Origin of the sequence: Geodermatophilus sabuli, assembly GCF_010686765.1 — a bacterium.
Taxonomy (GTDB): domain Bacteria; phylum Actinomycetota; class Actinomycetes; order Mycobacteriales; family Geodermatophilaceae; genus Geodermatophilus; species Geodermatophilus sabuli_A.
The window spans coordinates 101,887-117,379 of the sequence record NZ_JAAGWF010000018.1 but is presented as its reverse complement, the minus strand read 5'-3'; the positions used below and the strand labels follow the sequence as shown (position 1 = coordinate 117,379).

13 protein-coding genes are annotated in these 15,493 nt (G+C 73.9%); 9 read left to right on the top strand and 4 right to left on the bottom strand.

What is annotated here, in order from left to right; translation table 11 throughout:
- Positions 1-8: 8 nt before the first annotated feature.
- The 5 genes from GCU56_RS16520 to GCU56_RS16500 all read left to right on the top strand — a co-directional run bounded on the left by GCU56_RS16520 (position 9) and on the right by GCU56_RS16500 (position 7,731).
- Entirely contained in the window at positions 9-287 is a 279-nt protein-coding gene (locus GCU56_RS16520) for a sarcosine oxidase subunit delta family protein (RefSeq protein ID WP_163482838.1), read from the top strand.
- Entirely contained in the window at positions 284-3,154 is a 2,871-nt protein-coding gene (locus GCU56_RS16515) for a 2Fe-2S iron-sulfur cluster-binding protein (protein ID WP_163482837.1), read from the top strand. The genes GCU56_RS16520 and GCU56_RS16515 overlap by 4 nt, the downstream gene beginning before the upstream one ends.
- Entirely contained in the window at positions 3,147-3,725 is a 579-nt protein-coding gene (locus tag GCU56_RS16510) for a sarcosine oxidase subunit gamma (RefSeq protein WP_163482836.1), read from the top strand. The genes GCU56_RS16515 and GCU56_RS16510 overlap by 8 nt, the downstream gene beginning before the upstream one ends.
- Positions 3,726-3,836: 111 nt before the next feature.
- On the top strand, positions 3,837-6,302 hold the full coding sequence (locus tag GCU56_RS16505; RefSeq protein WP_163482835.1) for a GcvT family protein: 2,466 nt from the start codon (positions 3,837-3,839) through the stop codon (positions 6,300-6,302).
- A gap of 55 nt (positions 6,303-6,357) precedes the next feature.
- Positions 6,358-7,731 carry an L-serine ammonia-lyase gene (locus GCU56_RS16500; RefSeq protein WP_163482834.1) on the top strand — a complete coding sequence of 458 codons (1,374 nt, stop codon included), beginning with the start codon at positions 6,358-6,360 and terminating at the stop codon, positions 7,729-7,731.
- Between the two features lie 70 nt (positions 7,732-7,801).
- On the opposite strand, the gene GCU56_RS16495 is transcribed toward GCU56_RS16500, so the two are convergent.
- Complete coding sequence (locus GCU56_RS16495) at positions 7,802-8,047, bottom strand: hypothetical protein (protein WP_163482833.1); 246 nt, start codon at positions 8,045-8,047, stop codon at positions 7,802-7,804.
- Between the two features lie 262 nt (positions 8,048-8,309).
- On the opposite strand from GCU56_RS16495, the gene GCU56_RS16490 reads away from it, so the two are divergent.
- Positions 8,310-9,458 carry an FUSC family protein gene (locus tag GCU56_RS16490; protein WP_163482832.1) on the top strand — a complete coding sequence of 383 codons (1,149 nt, stop codon included), beginning with the start codon at positions 8,310-8,312 and terminating at the stop codon, positions 9,456-9,458.
- Positions 9,459-9,463: 5 nt separating this feature from the next.
- Here GCU56_RS16490 and GCU56_RS16485 read toward each other — a convergent pair whose 3' ends face one another.
- Entirely contained in the window at positions 9,464-10,465 is a 1,002-nt protein-coding gene (locus GCU56_RS16485; protein ID WP_163482831.1) for an ABC transporter substrate-binding protein, read from the bottom strand.
- A gap of 545 nt (positions 10,466-11,010) precedes the next feature.
- Here GCU56_RS16485 and GCU56_RS16480 point away from each other — a divergent pair.
- Together GCU56_RS16480 and GCU56_RS16475 are read left to right on the top strand one after the other, a co-directional pair.
- A complete protein-coding gene (locus tag GCU56_RS16480; protein ID WP_204332233.1) occupies positions 11,011-11,475 on the top strand; it encodes a hypothetical protein in 465 nt (154 codons plus the stop codon).
- A 249-nt stretch (positions 11,476-11,724) separates the two neighbouring features.
- Positions 11,725-12,723: an ABC transporter substrate-binding protein gene (locus GCU56_RS16475; protein WP_163482830.1), complete on the top strand. Its 999-nt coding sequence runs from the start codon at positions 11,725-11,727 to the stop codon at positions 12,721-12,723.
- 96 nt (positions 12,724-12,819) lie between these two features.
- On the opposite strand, the gene GCU56_RS23500 is transcribed toward GCU56_RS16475, so the two are convergent.
- Both GCU56_RS23500 and ligM read right to left on the bottom strand, forming a co-directional pair.
- Positions 12,820-12,990, bottom strand: a complete 171-nt coding sequence (locus tag GCU56_RS23500) for a hypothetical protein (protein WP_204332232.1) — start codon at positions 12,988-12,990, stop codon at positions 12,820-12,822.
- Between the two features lie 49 nt (positions 12,991-13,039).
- Positions 13,040-14,443: a vanillate/3-O-methylgallate O-demethylase gene (gene ligM / locus GCU56_RS16470; RefSeq protein ID WP_163482829.1), complete on the bottom strand. Its 1,404-nt coding sequence runs from the start codon at positions 14,441-14,443 to the stop codon at positions 13,040-13,042.
- Positions 14,444-14,719: 276 nt separating this feature from the next.
- Here ligM and GCU56_RS16465 point away from each other — a divergent pair, with 276 nt between their 5' ends.
- The gene (locus GCU56_RS16465; RefSeq protein WP_163482828.1) at positions 14,720-15,478 is read left to right on the top strand and encodes an IclR family transcriptional regulator; all 759 of its coding nucleotides are present in this window, start codon (positions 14,720-14,722) and stop codon (positions 15,476-15,478) included.
- The last annotated feature ends 15 nt before the right edge of the window (positions 15,479-15,493 follow it).

Below are 15,493 nucleotides of genomic sequence, written 5' to 3'. Positions count from 1 at the left end.
GAGTCCCCGTGCAACTCATCGCATGCCCGTGGTGCGGCCCCCGCGAGGAGGTCGAGTTCTCCTACGGCGGCCAGGCCCACGTCCCGTACCCGGACGCCCCGGGCGAGCTCTCCGACGAGGAGTGGGCCCACTACGTCTTCTTCCGCGACAACCCGAAGGGCCGTTTCGCCGAGCGGTGGAACCACAGCGCCGGCTGCCGCCGCTGGTTCAACGCGATCCGGGACACGGCCACCTACCGCTTCGAGCGCGTCTACCGCCTCGACGACGCCAGGCCGGTGACCTCGTGACGGGCCCGTTCCGCATCAGCGAGGGCGGCCGCATCGACCGGGCCACCACCCTCCAGTTCACCTTCGACGGGCAGCCCTACACCGGCCACCCCGGCGACACCCTGGCCTCCGCCCTCCTCGCCGCGGGCCGGCACCAGGTCGCCACGAGCATCAAGCTCGGCCGGCCGCGCGGCATCGCCGCCGCCTGGGCCGAGGACCCGAGCGGCCTGGTGCAGATCGAGGAGCCCTTCCCCGAGCCGATGCTGCTGGCCACGACCGTCGAGCTCTCCGACGGGCTCGTCGCCCACGGCGTGCCGGGGCAGGGCCGCCTGGCCGACGTCCCCGACTCCGCCCGCTACGACGCCGTCCACCACCACGTCGACGTCCTGGTCGTGGGGGCCGGCCCCGCCGGTCTGGCCGCGGCGCTCACTGCCGCCCGGTCCGGCGCCCGCGTCGCCCTGGTCGACGAGCAGTCCGAGGCCGGCGGCTCGCTGCTGTCGGGCTCCGACGTCCTCGACGGCGCCCCGGCGCTGGAGTGGGTGGCGTCCGCGGTCGCCGAGCTGGCCGGGCACCCGGAGGTGCTGCACCTGCAGCGGACGACCGCCTTCGGCAGCTACGACGACGGTTTCGTCCTGGCGCTGGAGCGGCGCACCGACCACCTCGGAGCGGCCGCGCCCCGGCACCTGTCCCGCCAGCGGGTGTGGCGTTTCCGGGCCTCCTCCGTGGTCGTCGCGACGGGGGCGCACGAGCGCCCGGTCGTCTTCGCCGACAACGACCGGCCCGGGATCATGCTCGCCGGCGCAGCCCGGACCTTCCTGCACCGCTACGGCGTGCTGCCCGGTCGCGAGGCGGTCGTCGCCACCACGAACGACAGCGCCTACGACGCCGCCCTCGACCTGCACCGGGCGGGCGTGCGGGTGCAGGCGGTGGTCGACGCCCGGCCGGAGGGCTCACCGCGCCGGCGCGAGGAGTGCGAGGCGGCGGGCATCCCGGTGCTCCCCATGTCGGTCGTGACCGGCACGCAGGGGGTCGACCGGGTCACCCACGCCCTCGTCGCCCCGTTCGCCGACGGGCAGGTGGGCGCCGCTGCCGCGATCGCCTGCGACCTGCTCCTGGTCAGCGGTGGCTGGAACCCCGCGGTGCACCTGTTCAGCCAGGCCCGCGGCCGGCTCCGCTACGACGAGGCGCTCGGCGCGTTCCTCCCCGGTGAGCAGCTCGACGGTCTGTCGGTCGCCGGCTCGGCGGCCGGCGTGTTCGACCTGGCCGGGTGCCTGGCCGACGGCCGGCGGGCCGCCCGCGCGGCGGTGGCCGCCCGGGGGATCCCGGCGGCGGACGACGACCGGCTGCCCGTCGCCCCCGAGCCCGTCGTCCCCGCCGCGCCGCTGGTGCTCTGGCGGGTGCCGGACACCTCCGCCGCCGGGGGCAGCACCCAGTTCGTCGACCTGCAGCGCGACGCCACGGTCGCCGACATCGCCCGCGCGGTCGGCGCCGGTCTGCGCTCCATCGAGCACGTCAAGCGCTACACCACCATCGGGACGGCGCACGACCAGGGCAAGACCTCGGGCATCCTCACCTCCGGGATCACCGCCGAGCTGCTGGGCACCCCGGTGCGGGACACCGGGACGACGACCTTCCGGCCGCCGTACACCCCCGTCGCCTTCGCCGCGCTGGCCGGCCGCGACCGCGGTCGGCTCTTCGATCCCGAGCGGGTCACCGCCCTCCACGACTGGCACGTGGCGGCCGGGGCGGTCTTCGAGGACGTCGGTCAGTGGAAGCGCCCACGCCACTACCCGCGGCCCGGCGAGGACATGGCGGCCGCCGTCCTCCGGGAGTGCGCCGCGGTCCGGACCGGCGTCGGGATCCTCGACGGCTCCACCCTGGGCAAGATCGACGTCCAGGGCCCCGACGCCGCCGTCCTCCTGGACCGGCTCTACACGAACCTGATGAGCAGCCTGGCGGTCGGCTCCGTGCGCTACGGCGTGATGTGCGGCGTCGACGGCATGGTCATCGACGACGGCACGGTGCTCCGCCTCGCCGAGGACCGCTTCCTCGTCCTCACCACCACCGGCGGCGCGGCCAAGGTCCTCGACTGGATGGAGGAGTGGGGCCAGACCGAGTGGCCGGACCTGCGCGTGCACTGCACCTCGGTCACCGAGCAGTGGGCGACCTTCCCGGTCGTGGGCCCGCGGTCCCGCGACGTCGTCGGGGCGGTGTTCCCCGACGTCGACGTCTCCGCCGCGGCCTTCCCGTTCATGACCTGGCGGGACACGACGCTCGCCGGGGTGCCGGTCCGGCTGGCGCGGATCAGCTTCTCCGGGGAGCTGGCGTTCGAGGTGTCGGTCAACCCCTGGTACGCGGTCGCGGTCTGGGAGCGGCTCCTCGACGCCGGCCGCCCGTACGGGATCACCCCGTACGGCACGGAGACGATGCACGTGCTCCGGGCGGAGAAGGGCTACCCGATCATCGGGCAGGACACCGACGGCACCGTCACGCCGCACGACCTGGGCCTGGCGTGGGCGGTCTCGGCGACGAAGGCCGACTTCGTCGGCAAGCGGTCCTTCGCCCGCGCCCACAACGCGCACCCGCTGCGCAAGCAGCTGGTCGGGCTGCTGCCCGTCGACCGGGACACCCTGCTGCCCGAGGGCTCGCAGATCGTCGAGTTCGCCGCCGACGGCCAGCTGCCGCCCCCGCCGGTGCCGATGCTCGGTCACGTCACCTCGAGCTACCGGAGCGCCGAGCTCGGCCGTCCGTTCGCACTCGCCCTGGTGAAGGGCGGGCGGGCCCGCATCGGCGGCACCGTGCACGTCCCCGTCAACGGCACCCTCGTCCCGGTCGAGGTCACCGGCGCGGTGCTGGTCGATCCCGAAGGAGCCCGCCGCGATGGCTGAGCTGCTGCGCACCCACCCACTCGAGGCCTGGAGCACCGCCTTCGCGGACCTGCCCGGCACCGTCGCCGTCACCGCCGAGCCGTTCGTGGCGACGGTCGACGTCCGGCTCGGCACCGTCGACGCCGCCGTGTCCGCGGCGCTCGGCGTCGGACTGCCGACGGCGCCCAACACCTGGGTACCGGCCGGCAGCGGGCGCGCCGTCTGGCTCGGGCCGGACGAGTGGCTGCTCACCAGCACCGACGAGACCCCGGAGGAGCTCGAGGCCCGCGTCCGCTCCGCCGTCCTCCCGTTCGGCGGATCCGCCACCGACGTCTCCGCCCAGCGGATCGGCCTGCGGCTGACCGGCGCCCGGGTGCGCGACGTCCTGGCCACGGGCTGCTCGATCGACCTGCACCCACGGGTGTTCGGCCGGGGGAGCAGCGCCCAGACGACGCTCGGCCAGGCCGGCGTCGTGCTGCTGGGCCTGTCCGACACCGGCGACGACGTCGCCGTCCTCGTCCGGTCCTCCTTCGCCGGCTACCTGGCCGACTGGCTGCTCGACGCGGCCCTCGAGTTCACCCACGACAGCTGAAGAAGGACCCCGTCCTTCCCAACCCTCGCAAGCTCGGGCTGGGACCCGGGACGGGGCCATGGACCCTGCAGAGGGCCGACCCGGACCAACTGGTAGTCAGGAGCAGCGCACATGTCCACCACCCCTCGTGTGGTCATCATCGGAGCGGGGATCGTCGGGGCCAACCTGGCCGACGAGCTGACCGCCCGTGGCTGGGACCGCGTCACCGTGGTCGACCAGGGACCCCTCCCGATGACCGGGGGTTCCTCCTCGCACGCGCCGGGGCTGGTCTTCCAGACCAACGCCTCCAAGACCATGACCGAGTTCGCCGGCTACACCGTGGACAAGCTGAAGAGCATCGACGTCGACGGCGCGTGGTGCTTCAACCAGGTCGGTGGTCTCGAGGTCGCCACCACGCCGGAGCGGCTCAGGGACCTGCACCGCAAGCAGGGCTGGGCGACCTCGTGGGGTGTCGAGGCGCAGGTGGTCGACGCCGACGAGTGCGTGCGGCTGCACCCGCTGGTGGACCGCGACCGCGTCCTCGGCGGCCTGCACATCCCCACCGACGGCCTGGCCAAGGCGTCACGGGCGGTCGTCGCCCTGGCCCGCCGCGCCGAGGCGCGCGGCGCCCGCTTCCAGGGCTCGACCCGGGTGACCGGCATCGAGCAGGCCGGCGGCCGGGTCACCGGCGTCCGCACCCCCGACGGGGTCGTCCCCGCCGACCTCGTGGTGGCCTGCGCCGGCTTCTGGGGCCAGGAGCTCGGCGCGATGGTCGGGATGTCCGTCCCGCTGCTGCCGCTGGCCCACCAGTTCGTCTGGACCGGCCAGGTGCCCGACCTGGTCGGGCGCAACGACGAGCGCAGCGAGGCGAGCCTGCCGATCCTGCGCCACCAGGACCGGGACCTGTACTACCGGGAGCGCGTCGACCGCCTGGGCATCGGGTCCTACGCCCACCGGCCGATGCCGGTCGACCTGCGCGAGCTGCCGCAGGGCGACGACGTCCGCGAGTCGGCGATGCCCTCGATGCTGCCCTTCACCGAGGAGGACTTCGCCGGCCCGTGGGAGGACAGCCAGCTGCTGCTGCCCTCGCTGCGCTCGTCGAAGATCGACACCGGCTTCAACGGCGTCTTCTCGTTCACCCCGGACGGCGGCCCGCTGATCGGTGAGGCGCGCGACGTGGCCGGCTTCTGGATCGCCGAGGCGGTGTGGGTGACCCATTCGGCCGGCGTCGCCCGGGCGGTGGCCCAGCTGCTCGTCGACGGGCGCAGCGAGGTCGACCTGCACGGCTGCGACGTGCACCGCTTCGAGGACGTCCAGCTCTCCGCGGAGTACGTCAGCGAGACCTCGCAGCAGAACTTCGTCGAGATCTACGACGTGCTCCACCCGCTCCAGCCGCGGCGCTCCCCGCGCGACCTGCGGGTCAGCCCCTTCCGGGCGCGGCAGGAGGAGCTCGGCGCGGTCTTCCTCGAGGCCGGTGGCTGGGAGCGGCCGCACTGGTACGAGGCCAACGCCGGCCTGCTGGAGGAGCTGCCGGCGGAGTGGGTGCCGCCGGAGCGCGACGCGTGGGCGGGGCAGTTCTGGTCCCCGATCGCGGCGGCGGAGGCGTGGAAGACCCGCACCGCCGTGGCCATGTACGACATGACGCCGCTCACGCGGATCGAGGTCAGCGGACCCGGCGCCCTCGCGCTCCTGCAGCGGCTGACCACCGGCGAGATGGACAAGTCCGTCGGGTCGGTGACCTACACGCTCGTCCTCGACGAGGCCGGTGGCATCCGCAGCGACCTCACCGTCGCCCGGCTGGGCGCGCAGCTGTTCCAGGTCGGCGCCAACGGTCCCCTCGACCTCGACCACCTCCTGCGCGAGGCACCGAGCGACGGCAGCGTTCAGGTCAGGGACGTCACGGGGGGTACCTGCTGCATCGGCCTGTGGGGCCCCCGTGCCCGGGACGTCGTGCAGTCGATCTCCTCGGACGACTTCTCGAACGACGGGTCGAGGTACTTCCGAGCGAAGCGGGCCCGGATCGGCGGAGTGCCGGTCACGGCGATGCGACTGTCCTACGTCGGCGAGCTGGGCTGGGAGATCTACACCAGCGCCGACAACGGCCAGCGGCTGTGGGACGTCCTGTGGGCCGCGGGTCAGGACCACGGGCTGGTCGCCGCGGGCCGGGCGGCCTTCGGCAGCCTGCGGCTGGAGAAGGGCTACCGCGCGTGGGGCTCGGACGTGACCACCGAGCACGACCCCTACGAGGCCGGCCTCGGCTTCGCCGTCCGCACGAAGGAGGACGGCTTCGTGGGTGCTCAGGCCGTCGCCGGGTCGAGCGACGACACGGTCAGCCGCAGGTTGTCCTGCCTCACGATCGACGACGGCCGCAGCGTCGTCCTCGGCGCGGAGCCGGTGTTCGTCGACGGCCGCCCGGCCGGCTACGTGACGAGCGCGGCCTTCGGGCACACCGTCGGCCGGCCGATCGCCTACGCCTGGCTGCCGGCCTCGGCGACGGTCGGGACGGCGGTCGAGATCGAGTACTTCGGCACCCGCATCCCCGCCACCGTCGCCGCCGAGCCGCTCGTCGACCCGGAGATGGCCCGGCTCCGCGGGTGAAGCGGGTAGGACAGCAGACGCCGGTCCCAGCCGGCGGCCGAGACGGGAGCTCCGGATGACCATCAGCACCTTCGACCTGTTCAAGGTCGGGATCGGTCCCTCCAGCTCGCACACGGTGGGGCCGATGCGAGCCGCCTGTGCGTTCGCGACGCGCCTCCGGGACGAGGGGCTGCTCGCGCGGGTCGCCGGCGTCCGGTGCGAGCTGTTCGGTTCGCTCGGGGCCACCGGGCACGGGCACGGCAGCGTCAAGGCCGTCGTCCTGGGTCTGGAGGGCGAACAGCCCGACGTCGTCGACCCGCGCGGCGCGGACCCCCGGGTCGCGGCCATCCGCGACGAGGGCGAGCTCCGGCTGGCCGGCGAGCACCCCATCGCCTTCTCGGTGGACGACGACGTCGTGCTGCACCGGCGCAAGCGGCTGGAGTTCCACAGCAACGGGATGCTCTTCCGCGCCGTCGACCGGAGCGGCGCCGAACTCCTCCGCCGCGAGTACTACTCGGTGGGCGGCGGCTTCGTCCTCGACCAGGACGCGGCCGGCAACCCGGTGATCGTCGAGGACAGCACGCCCGTCCGGTACCCGTTCCGCACCGGCGGGGAGCTGCTGGCCCACACGCAGGAGACCGGGCTGCGGATCAGTGACGTGATGCTGGCCAACGAGCTCTCCTGGCGGACCGAGACCGAGATCCGCTCGGGTCTGCTGCACATCTGGTCGGTCATGCAGGAGTGCGTGGAGCGCGGCACCCGTACCGACGGCGTCCTGCCCGGGGGGCTCAGGGTCCGCCGGCGGGCGGCGGCGCTGCGCGCCCACCTGGAGGCGCACCGCGACGACACCGACGCGCTGCGCGCGATGGAGTGGGTGACCCTGTACGCCCTGGCGGTCAACGAGGAGAACGCCGCCGGCGGGCGGGTGGTCACTGCTCCGACGAACGGTGCCGCCGGCATCGTGCCGGCCGTCCTGCACTACTACCGCGACTTCATCGACTCCTGCTCCGAGGACGGCGTGGTGCGCTTCCTGCTCACCGCCGCGGCCGTCGGGTTGCTGTTCAAGGAGAACGCCTCCATATCCGGTGCCGAGGTCGGCTGCCAGGGTGAGGTGGGCTCGGCCTGCTCCATGGCCGCCGCCGGCCTCGCCGAGGTCCTCGGCGGCACTCCGGAGCAGGTGGAGAACGCCGCCGAGATCGGCATCGAGCACAACCTCGGTCTCACCTGCGACCCCGTCGGCGGCCTGGTGCAGATCCCGTGCATCGAGCGCAACGCCGTCGGCTCGGTCAAGGCCATCACCGCAGCCCGCCTGGCGGTGCGCGGCGACGGCCGGCACCACGTCTCGCTGGACAAGGCCATCAAGACGATGCGCGAGACGGGGGCGGACATGAGCGACAAGTACAAGGAGACCGCTCGCGGCGGGCTCGCGCTCAACGTCGTGGAGTGCTGAGCAGGCGCCCCGTGCCCCGATCCGCACGCCGGGGCCGGGGCGGCGGACGCCGCCGGGAGTCGCGGGCCGATCAGCGGGCCAGCCGCAGCGCCGGCGCGGCGGGCGCCTGGCCGGCGGCCGCCGCCGACCCACCGGGCAGGACGACCAGCCGCGGCCGGCCGGCGGACGCGCGGACGTCGCCGAGCCGGGCCCGGAGGGAGGCGTTCGCGTAGTCGGCGGGCAGCCGGTCGCACTCGTCGTGCGCGCGCGAGGCCGGGCCGGGCTCCTGCCCCGGGTGGACGTAGACGATGCGCTCGGCCGGGTCGTAGGTCCTCATCTCGGCTCGCCCTCCTCCCCGGACCGCCGGTGTGGGGTGCCGTGGGCTGGGTGCTGGCACCGGCGGTGGAACCCGGACAGCACGAGCGTGGACCCGGGGTACGACAGATCTCAGACCCCGAAGTGGGGATCCGGGGGAGCCCACGTGTGGGGGCCCTGCCGTCGTCGCGGATCCTCGTCGACGAGAGCCGCGCGACGGTCGCTCGGGCAGCGCGGGGCTGCCGGGACGCGGCAGCGGGGGACGAGCCAGGCGATGAGGCGGCATGACCGACAGCGAGCGACGGGGCCGGGGCCGGTCCACCACGGCGGGCGGGCTCGTCCTGGGCCCCACGCGCCGGCGCGTGGGGGCGTTGCTGCGCCGGCCGGCGGTCCAGCGCGGTGTCCGGGCAGCGATCGCCGCCGCGCTCGCGTGGCAGGTCGCCGTCCTCCTGCCGCCGCTGCTGTCGGACCACGCCTACTACGCACCTCTGGGCGCGGTGATCGCGGTCCACCCCACGGTCGCCGACTCGGCCGGGGCGGCCTGGCGGACGGTCCTCGCGATCATGCTCGGCTTCGGCCTCGCCGTCCTCGTCCACGAGGCCACCCCGGGTCTGCCCCGTGCGCTCACCATCGCGCTGCTCGTGGCACTGGCCATCGGGGTGGAGAGGTGGCGGGCGCTGGGCCAGCAGGCCGGCTGGGTCACCTTCGCCGCCGTCCTCATGCTCACCGTCGGCGCGGACGACCCCGGCGCCTACGTCCTGCGCTATGCCGGCCTCACGCTGATCGGTGCGGCGGTCGGCGTGCTGGTGACGAGCGTCCTGTTCCCCCCGCTGCAGCTGACGCAGGCGGTGGAGCAGATCGACCGCACGCGGGACACGATCGCCGGGCACCTGGAACAGATGGCCGTCCGGCTGGCCCGTGACCAGGTCCCGTCGCCGGAGGAGGAGAGACGGCTGACGGCGGTGCTCGGCCCGGAACTCGACCGGATGCGCCGCGCCGAGGCCCTCGTCGAGCGGGCGCGTCAGGCCAACCCGCGAGCCGGCCGGTGGCAGCAGGCCGCGGTGCGCATCCGCGCGGAGTCGCGGGCCCTCGACCGGGTCGCCGTCCTCATCGACGACCTCACCGCCCTGGTCGCCGAACTGCAGCCGCACCGCCGCGGCGACTGGACCGACGTGGGCAGCGCCCACCTGCTCAGCGAGGCGCTCACCGCGCTCGCCGGCGTCGTGCGCCACCCCTACCACTCCGGCGACGGGACGACGCCCGACCCGAGGACCGAGCAGATCACCGCCGCGACGGCCGCGGTGGACCAGATCGTCGACCGGCTCAGCGCCCTCCCGGGCGACCGGTCCCTGCTGCCCCTGAGCGCCGCGGTGGTGGGCGTGCAGCGCGGCCTGCTCGCCCTCGAGGCGTACCGCCCAGCCGACCCCCGCTGATCCGATCAGTCGACCATCATGGTCTCGACGTCGAACTCCTCGCTGATGATCCCGTACTCCAGCATCAGGTCGGCCATCTCCTGGAGTTGCTCGACGTCGGCCTCGGCGTCCCACTCCGGCAGCGCCACCTGCTCGACGACCTCCGCCGGCACCTGCGTGTAGGTCGGCACCAGCTCGACCAGCCGCTCGCGGTCGCCGTCCAGCTCGCTGATCGACGCGGCCAGCGACGCGCGGAAGGCCTCGATCACCTCGGGGTTCTCCTGGGCGTACTGCTCGGTGGTCAGCCAGCCGGCCACCGGCATGTCCTCGACCGGGCCGCTGAAGAGCGGGAAGAGCACCCGGTGGCCGGCGCCCAGGGAGGCGGCCTGGAAGGGCTCGACCTGCCAGATGGCGTCGACGTCGCCGGCCGCCAGCGCAGCTGCCATCTCCGGGTAGGGCAGCTCCAGCAACTCGATGCCGGCGATGTCGACCCCCGCGTCCTCGAGCACGGCGTTGACCGCGACCGTGCCGACGTTCTGCAGGTTGTTCACCGCGATCCGGGCACCGGCCAGGTCCGCGGCCGACTGGTACGTGGCGTCCGCGCGCACCATGATCGCGTGGTCGTCGGCGCCGACGTCGTTGCCGGCCACGATGCGGATCGGCAGACCCTGCTGCGCGGCGAGCAGCCCCGAGGTGTAGTTGGCGTAGGTGATGTCGTACTCGCCGGCGACCAGCGACGGGATCGCCTGCGCGCCGCCGGCCGTCTGCTCCAGGGTCACGTCCAGGCCGTTCTCCTCGAACAGCCCGGTCTCGGCGGCGTGCACGGCCGAGGCGGTGTGCACCAGTGGGAAGTAGCCGAGGGTGAGCGCCGTCGTCCCGCCGCCACCGTCGCCCGCCGCGGGAGCGTCCCCGCTGCCGCTGTTCTCCCCGGACCCGCACGCGCTGACCGCGACGACGGCCCCGGCGCTGAGCGCGGCGGCGAGGATGCGGCGCCGGACGGGGGTGCGGCTGGCGGGGGCGTGGCTCATGGATCTCCTCCTGGGACGACGGACGGGGGGCGCCCGGCGGGGTCGGTGCGCGCGACCGGCACGGGCGGTGCTGGAGGCGAAGCGTGCGGCGCAGGTCACAACCGGCCCAAACGGTGTCTCATCCAGCGAGAGAACAGGCGTGGCCGACGTCTGACTCCCCGGCTCGGGCCTTCCGACCCTGCGGGCACGGGCGACCGACCGACGACAGTGGGCCCTCGGCCGGAGGAGGTGCCGCCATGCCCGCCGTCCCGGTGGGAGCTCGCACTCGTCGCCGCCATGGCCGCGGTCGTGGTCCTGGCCCTCGCGACGCCGGCTGTCCGCGAGGACGTCCTGCTCCTCGACCTGACCCCGAGCGGGCTGCTCGTGGCCGGCGGGGTGGGCCTGGCTCGCGTCGTCCTCGCCGAGCTGGCGTCCCGGGCGACGTCGTCCCTGGCGGTGAGGGGGCCGACCGGCGTCCGCGACGCACCGCGCGACGGACGCCGGCTGGCGTCGAGATCCTCGTCCTCGTCCTGCGCACGTCCACGCCGACCGCGGAGGTCCCCGCCATGCCACAGGAACACGTCACCCCCCCAGTCACCGGCGCCCGGACCGGGTCGGGGGACGGCGGCCCGCCGGACCGGGTGGCGCAGCCCGGCGGCGTCGCGACCGGCGGGAGCAGCGCCGTCGTCGGCAGCGCCGCCATCACGCACAGCACGGCCGTCGTGGGCAGCGCCGCCGGCGTCGCCTCCGCGGCAGTCGTCGGCAGCGCGGCGACCGCCGCGAGCGCGGGCGTCACCGGGAGCGCCGGCGTGGTCGGCAGCGCCGGGGTCATCGGGAGCGCGGGCGTCGCCCTCAGCGCCGTCGTCGTCGGCAGCAGCGCGATCCTCGCCGGCTTGGCCAACGTGGGCTGCGCGGCGTGCGTCGCCTGCATCGCGTGCGTCGACTGCGTGGGCTGCGTGGGCTGCGTGGGCTGCGTCGGACTCCGCGGTGCCGTCGGCGCGGTCGGCGCCGTCGGTCAGCGGCGCCGCTAGGCCCTCACCAGCGAGCCGGCGTCCAGGCACCGCGGTCGCCGGCAGACGCGGTCCGCGGTCTCAGTACGGCCGCAGTCCCGGCCGAACCGGGCGGTTGACCTCGACGGCACGTGCCTCGTCCTGTACACCTGCGACACCACCGGAGCCCCGGCGGCCCGGCCGGAACGAGAGCGTCCGGACGACGTCGGAGCCCGTGGCGACATGCCGGGCGTGCACGACACGTCCGGACCCGGATCCGAAGGAGAACACGTGGCAACGAGTCGTTCTGTCCGGCGCGGCGTCCCCATCGCCATGGCGGCCTGCCTCCTGGTCGCCTGCGGAGGTGGCGACGACGAGGGCACCACGGAGAGCACGGAGCTGAGCCCGGAGAACCCCGTGTCGATCCTGGTCGGCACCCTGCCGATCCCGGACAACGCCCCGCTGTTCCTCGCCATCCAGGAGGGCTACTTCGAGGAGGAGGGCCTGGAGGTCGAGACGCAGATGGTCGCCGGCGGGTCCGCGGCGCTGCCGGCGATGGTCGCCGGTGACCTGCAGTTCAGCAGCTCGAACTGGACGACGGTGCTCCAGGCGGCGTCCCAGGGCCTGCCCGCGCAGATGGTGTGGGAGATGTCAGGGCCGAAGGAGGGGGTCAACGGGATCTTCGTCGCGGGGAGCTCCCCGGCCCAGGACGCGGCCGGACTGCGCGGTCAGCGGATCGCGGTGAACACCCTGGCCGGTCTGGTCGAGCTGCAGGTGCGGGAGTGTCTGGCCGAGGCCGGCCTGCAGGACGGGGACTACGAGCTCGTCGAGATCCCCTTCCCCGACATGCCCGCTGCCGTCCAGCAGGGCAACGTCGCCGGCGCCTTCATCGGGGAGCCGTTCGCCACCCTCGCCGAGGACCAGGGAGCGCGCGCGGTCGCCGAGCCCACCGAGAACTGCGGTGAGCGGGTCGCCGAGATGCCGGTGATCGGCTTCATGACCACGTCGCAGTACTCCGCCGAGAACCCCGAGGTCACCGCGGCGTTCGCCCGCGCCCTGGAGCGCGGGGCGGAACTGGCCGAGTCCGACCCGCAGAACGTCATCGACATCCTGCCGACCTACACCCAGCTCACCCCCGAGCTGGCCGGGCGCATGACCCTGCCGGCGTGGCTGGAGGACCGGGCCCCGAGTACTGAGCGGGCCGAGGTCACGATGGATTCCATGATCGAGTTCGGGTTCATCGAGGAGCCCGTCGAGGACCTGGATGCGCTGATCGCACCCGTCGACTGAGTCGACGAGCCAGGCGGACACGCGTCGTCCCCCGGCGCATGCGGCACCGGGGGACGACGTCCGTCGGTCGGCCGTGCGTGGGACCGCCGGCTCAGCTCAGGCGGGCTCGGGCACGCCGCCGGGGTCCCCACCGGGGTCGTCGGGCGTCGCCTCGATCGGCGGCGGCGGGAGCGGCTCCGGGGCATCGGGGAGCAGCTCGGCGGGGTCGTCGGGTACCGGCACGGTCGGGTCGATCACCGGCTCGGGCTCTGGCAGGGGTGCCACCATGCGCCCAGTCAACCAGCGTGCCGGGTCGGTCGCAGGGCCGCGCGGGAACTCACCGCCCCGTGCGCCAGCCCGACTGGTAGGCGCTGCGCGCCACCGCCGAGTACGGCGTCGGGCTCACGACCACCCGGACGTCGAGCTGCTCGTGCGGTTCCACGTTGATCTTGTCCGTCCCCCCGTCGGGCTCTCCCCAGACCAGGGTCAGCTCCGCCCCCTCCGGCACGTCGGCGTCGATGGTGCCCATGGACAGCACCCGCCGCTCGTTCGCGGTGTACCCGACGTTGTTGAGCCCGAGGCCCACCTGGCGGCCGTCGGAGTCCAGCACGCGGTCGTAGCCGGAGAAGCCGTAGTTGGCCAGCGGCAGGTCGAGGAACTTGTACTGGGGGCCGTCGACGTCGACGATCGAGCTGAGGATCCGGGAGACGTCCTCGGCGTTCCAGGCCAGCGTCACCTTGCGGCGCTGGACCGCAGGATCGATCTGCTCGAGCGCGTCCCGCCCGATGAAGTCGTGGTCGAACTTGACGAACGACCCGTACCCCAGCTCCCACGGGTTGAGGTAGTAGCCCTCGACGGACGACGGGACGTAGCTGCCCGCGACCGACATCGTGGCCTCGTAGCCGTCGGCGGGGAGCCACTCGCGATAGGGGCGCAGCTCCTCGCCCGTGAAGACGGCCGGCAGCGGTGCGGGGATCCAGCCGGACTCCACGGCGTTCGTCGGGTAGGCCCGGGCACCGACCGGCACGATCCCGAACTCCTCGCCCGCCTCGAGGATCGCGTCCCGCACCAGGTGGTAGGAGTCGTAGGGCCCCCACAGTTCGAGCCCCGGGGAGCCGGCCATGCCGTGTCGCAGGGTCCGGACGCGGACCCCCGCGATCGTCATCCAGTCCATGCTGAAGAACCGCAGCTGCTCGAGCGAGGCGCCGTTGACCTTCTCGATGACGTCCCAGGCCCGTGGCCCCTGGATCTGGAAGCGCCAGTACTCCCGGGTGACCGCCCTGCCGAGGGGGTAGGACGGCGAGCGCCGGTCGACCTGCACGTCGACGTCGTACCCGCCGGTCGCCGCCTGGAACTGCAGCCAGTTGGCCGAGGGGGCCCGGCCGACGAAGACGAACTCGTCCTCGGTCTCGCGGTGCATGATCCCGTCGCCGATGACGTGCCCGCTGGGCGAGACGGGGATGTACTGCTTGGCGCGGTCGACGTCGAAGTTCTTCATCGTCGTGATCGCCGTGTCCGACACGAGCCGGAACGCGTCCGCCCCTCGGATGATGAGGTTGTCCATGTGGTGCGTCTGGTCGTAGAGGACGACGGTCTCGCGCCAGGCCCGCTGCTCGGTGCGGAAGTTCCAGAACTCCGGCGCGACGACCGGGTAGACGTAGTTCCCGACCTTCGAGTTGCGCAGCCGCTCGACGATGTCGCCGGAGGCGTCCAGTGCCTCTTGCAGGTTCTGGTGCGTCATGGCCGTGTCTCTCCTCGGTGAGTTCGCAGATCGGCGTCCCGCGGACGGGTGCTCGTCCAGGGCGGGCCGGTGCGGGTGGGCTGCTGGCATCGACGGTCCGTGGTCCGGGCGCCCAGGGGCGCGGTGCCCGACCCGGTCGCACCGCTGCGCGGCCATCGCCTGGCTCGTCGCGACGACGCGGACGGTGCCGGTGGACGCCGGTTAGAGTCTCGCCACCCCGTCGCCGAGGGGTCAACGTCGCCGTTCCGCTGAGCAGGACGAGGAGGGGGACCAGCGATGGCGGGCAACGCGAACGAGGCCGGCCGGGCGACCTCCAGCCGACTCCTCGCGGTCCTCGAGTCGTTCACCCCGGCCGACCCCGTGCTGACCCTCGCCGAGATCGCGGCGAGGACCGGTCTGCCCAAGAGCACCGCGCACCGGCTGCTCGGCGACCTCGTCGAGTGGGGTGGCATCGAGCGGCGTGCGGACGCGCGCTACCAGGTCGGACTGCGCGTGTGGAAGCTGGGCCTGCTCGCCCAGTCCACGAAGGTGCTCGGCGACGTCGCGCACCCGATCATGGAGGACCTCCACCGGGCCAGTGCGGAGAACGTGCAGCTCGCGATCCTCGACCGCGGAGCCGCGCTCGTCGTCGAGCGCATCCGCGGGAGCGACTCCGTGCACACCTTCACGCGGGTGGGGGCTCGCCTGCCGCTGCACGCCACGGCGGTCGGCAAGGTGCTCGCCGCCTACTCCCCGGAGGCCGAACGGGAGCTGGTGAGTCGGCCGCTCCCGGCGTTCACGCCGAACACGATCACCGATCCCAAACGCCTGAGGTCGGCTCTCGCGCGCACGCGCGCCCAGGGCATCGCCTACGTCTTCGAAGAGATGTCGGCCGGCGCGGTCTCGGTCGCCTGCCCGATCGTCGACGGCACCGGCGAGGTGCGGGCCGCCGTCTCCATCGTGTTCCGGTCGACGGTGCCCAACCCCTACCGGTTCGCGGCCGCGTTGCGCACGGCCGCCTTCGGCATCGGCCGCAGTCTCAGCGCGTCCCACTGAGCAGAACGCTCCGCT

Coding starts and splice junctions, on each gene's coding strand:
- GCU56_RS16510 (WP_163482836.1), top strand. CDS start 3,147: ATGGCTGAGCTGCTGCGCACCCACCCACTCGAGGCCTGGAGCACCGCC.
- GCU56_RS16505 (WP_163482835.1), top strand. CDS start 3,837: ATGTCCACCACCCCTCGTGTGGTCATCATCGGAGCGGGGATCGTCGGG.
- GCU56_RS16500 (WP_163482834.1), top strand. CDS start 6,358: ATGACCATCAGCACCTTCGACCTGTTCAAGGTCGGGATCGGTCCCTCC.
- GCU56_RS16495 (WP_163482833.1), bottom strand. CDS start 8,047: ATGAGGACCTACGACCCGGCCGAGCGCATCGTCTACGTCCACCCGGGG.
- GCU56_RS16490 (WP_163482832.1), top strand. CDS start 8,310: ATGACCGACAGCGAGCGACGGGGCCGGGGCCGGTCCACCACGGCGGGC.
- GCU56_RS16485 (WP_163482831.1), bottom strand. CDS start 10,465: ATGAGCCACGCCCCCGCCAGCCGCACCCCCGTCCGGCGCCGCATCCTC.
- GCU56_RS16480 (WP_204332233.1), top strand. CDS start 11,011: ATGCCACAGGAACACGTCACCCCCCCAGTCACCGGCGCCCGGACCGGG.
- GCU56_RS23500 (WP_204332232.1), bottom strand. CDS start 12,990: ATGGTGGCACCCCTGCCAGAGCCCGAGCCGGTGATCGACCCGACCGTG.
- ligM (WP_163482829.1), bottom strand. CDS start 14,443: ATGACGCACCAGAACCTGCAAGAGGCACTGGACGCCTCCGGCGACATC.
- GCU56_RS16465 (WP_163482828.1), top strand. CDS start 14,720: ATGGCGGGCAACGCGAACGAGGCCGGCCGGGCGACCTCCAGCCGACTC.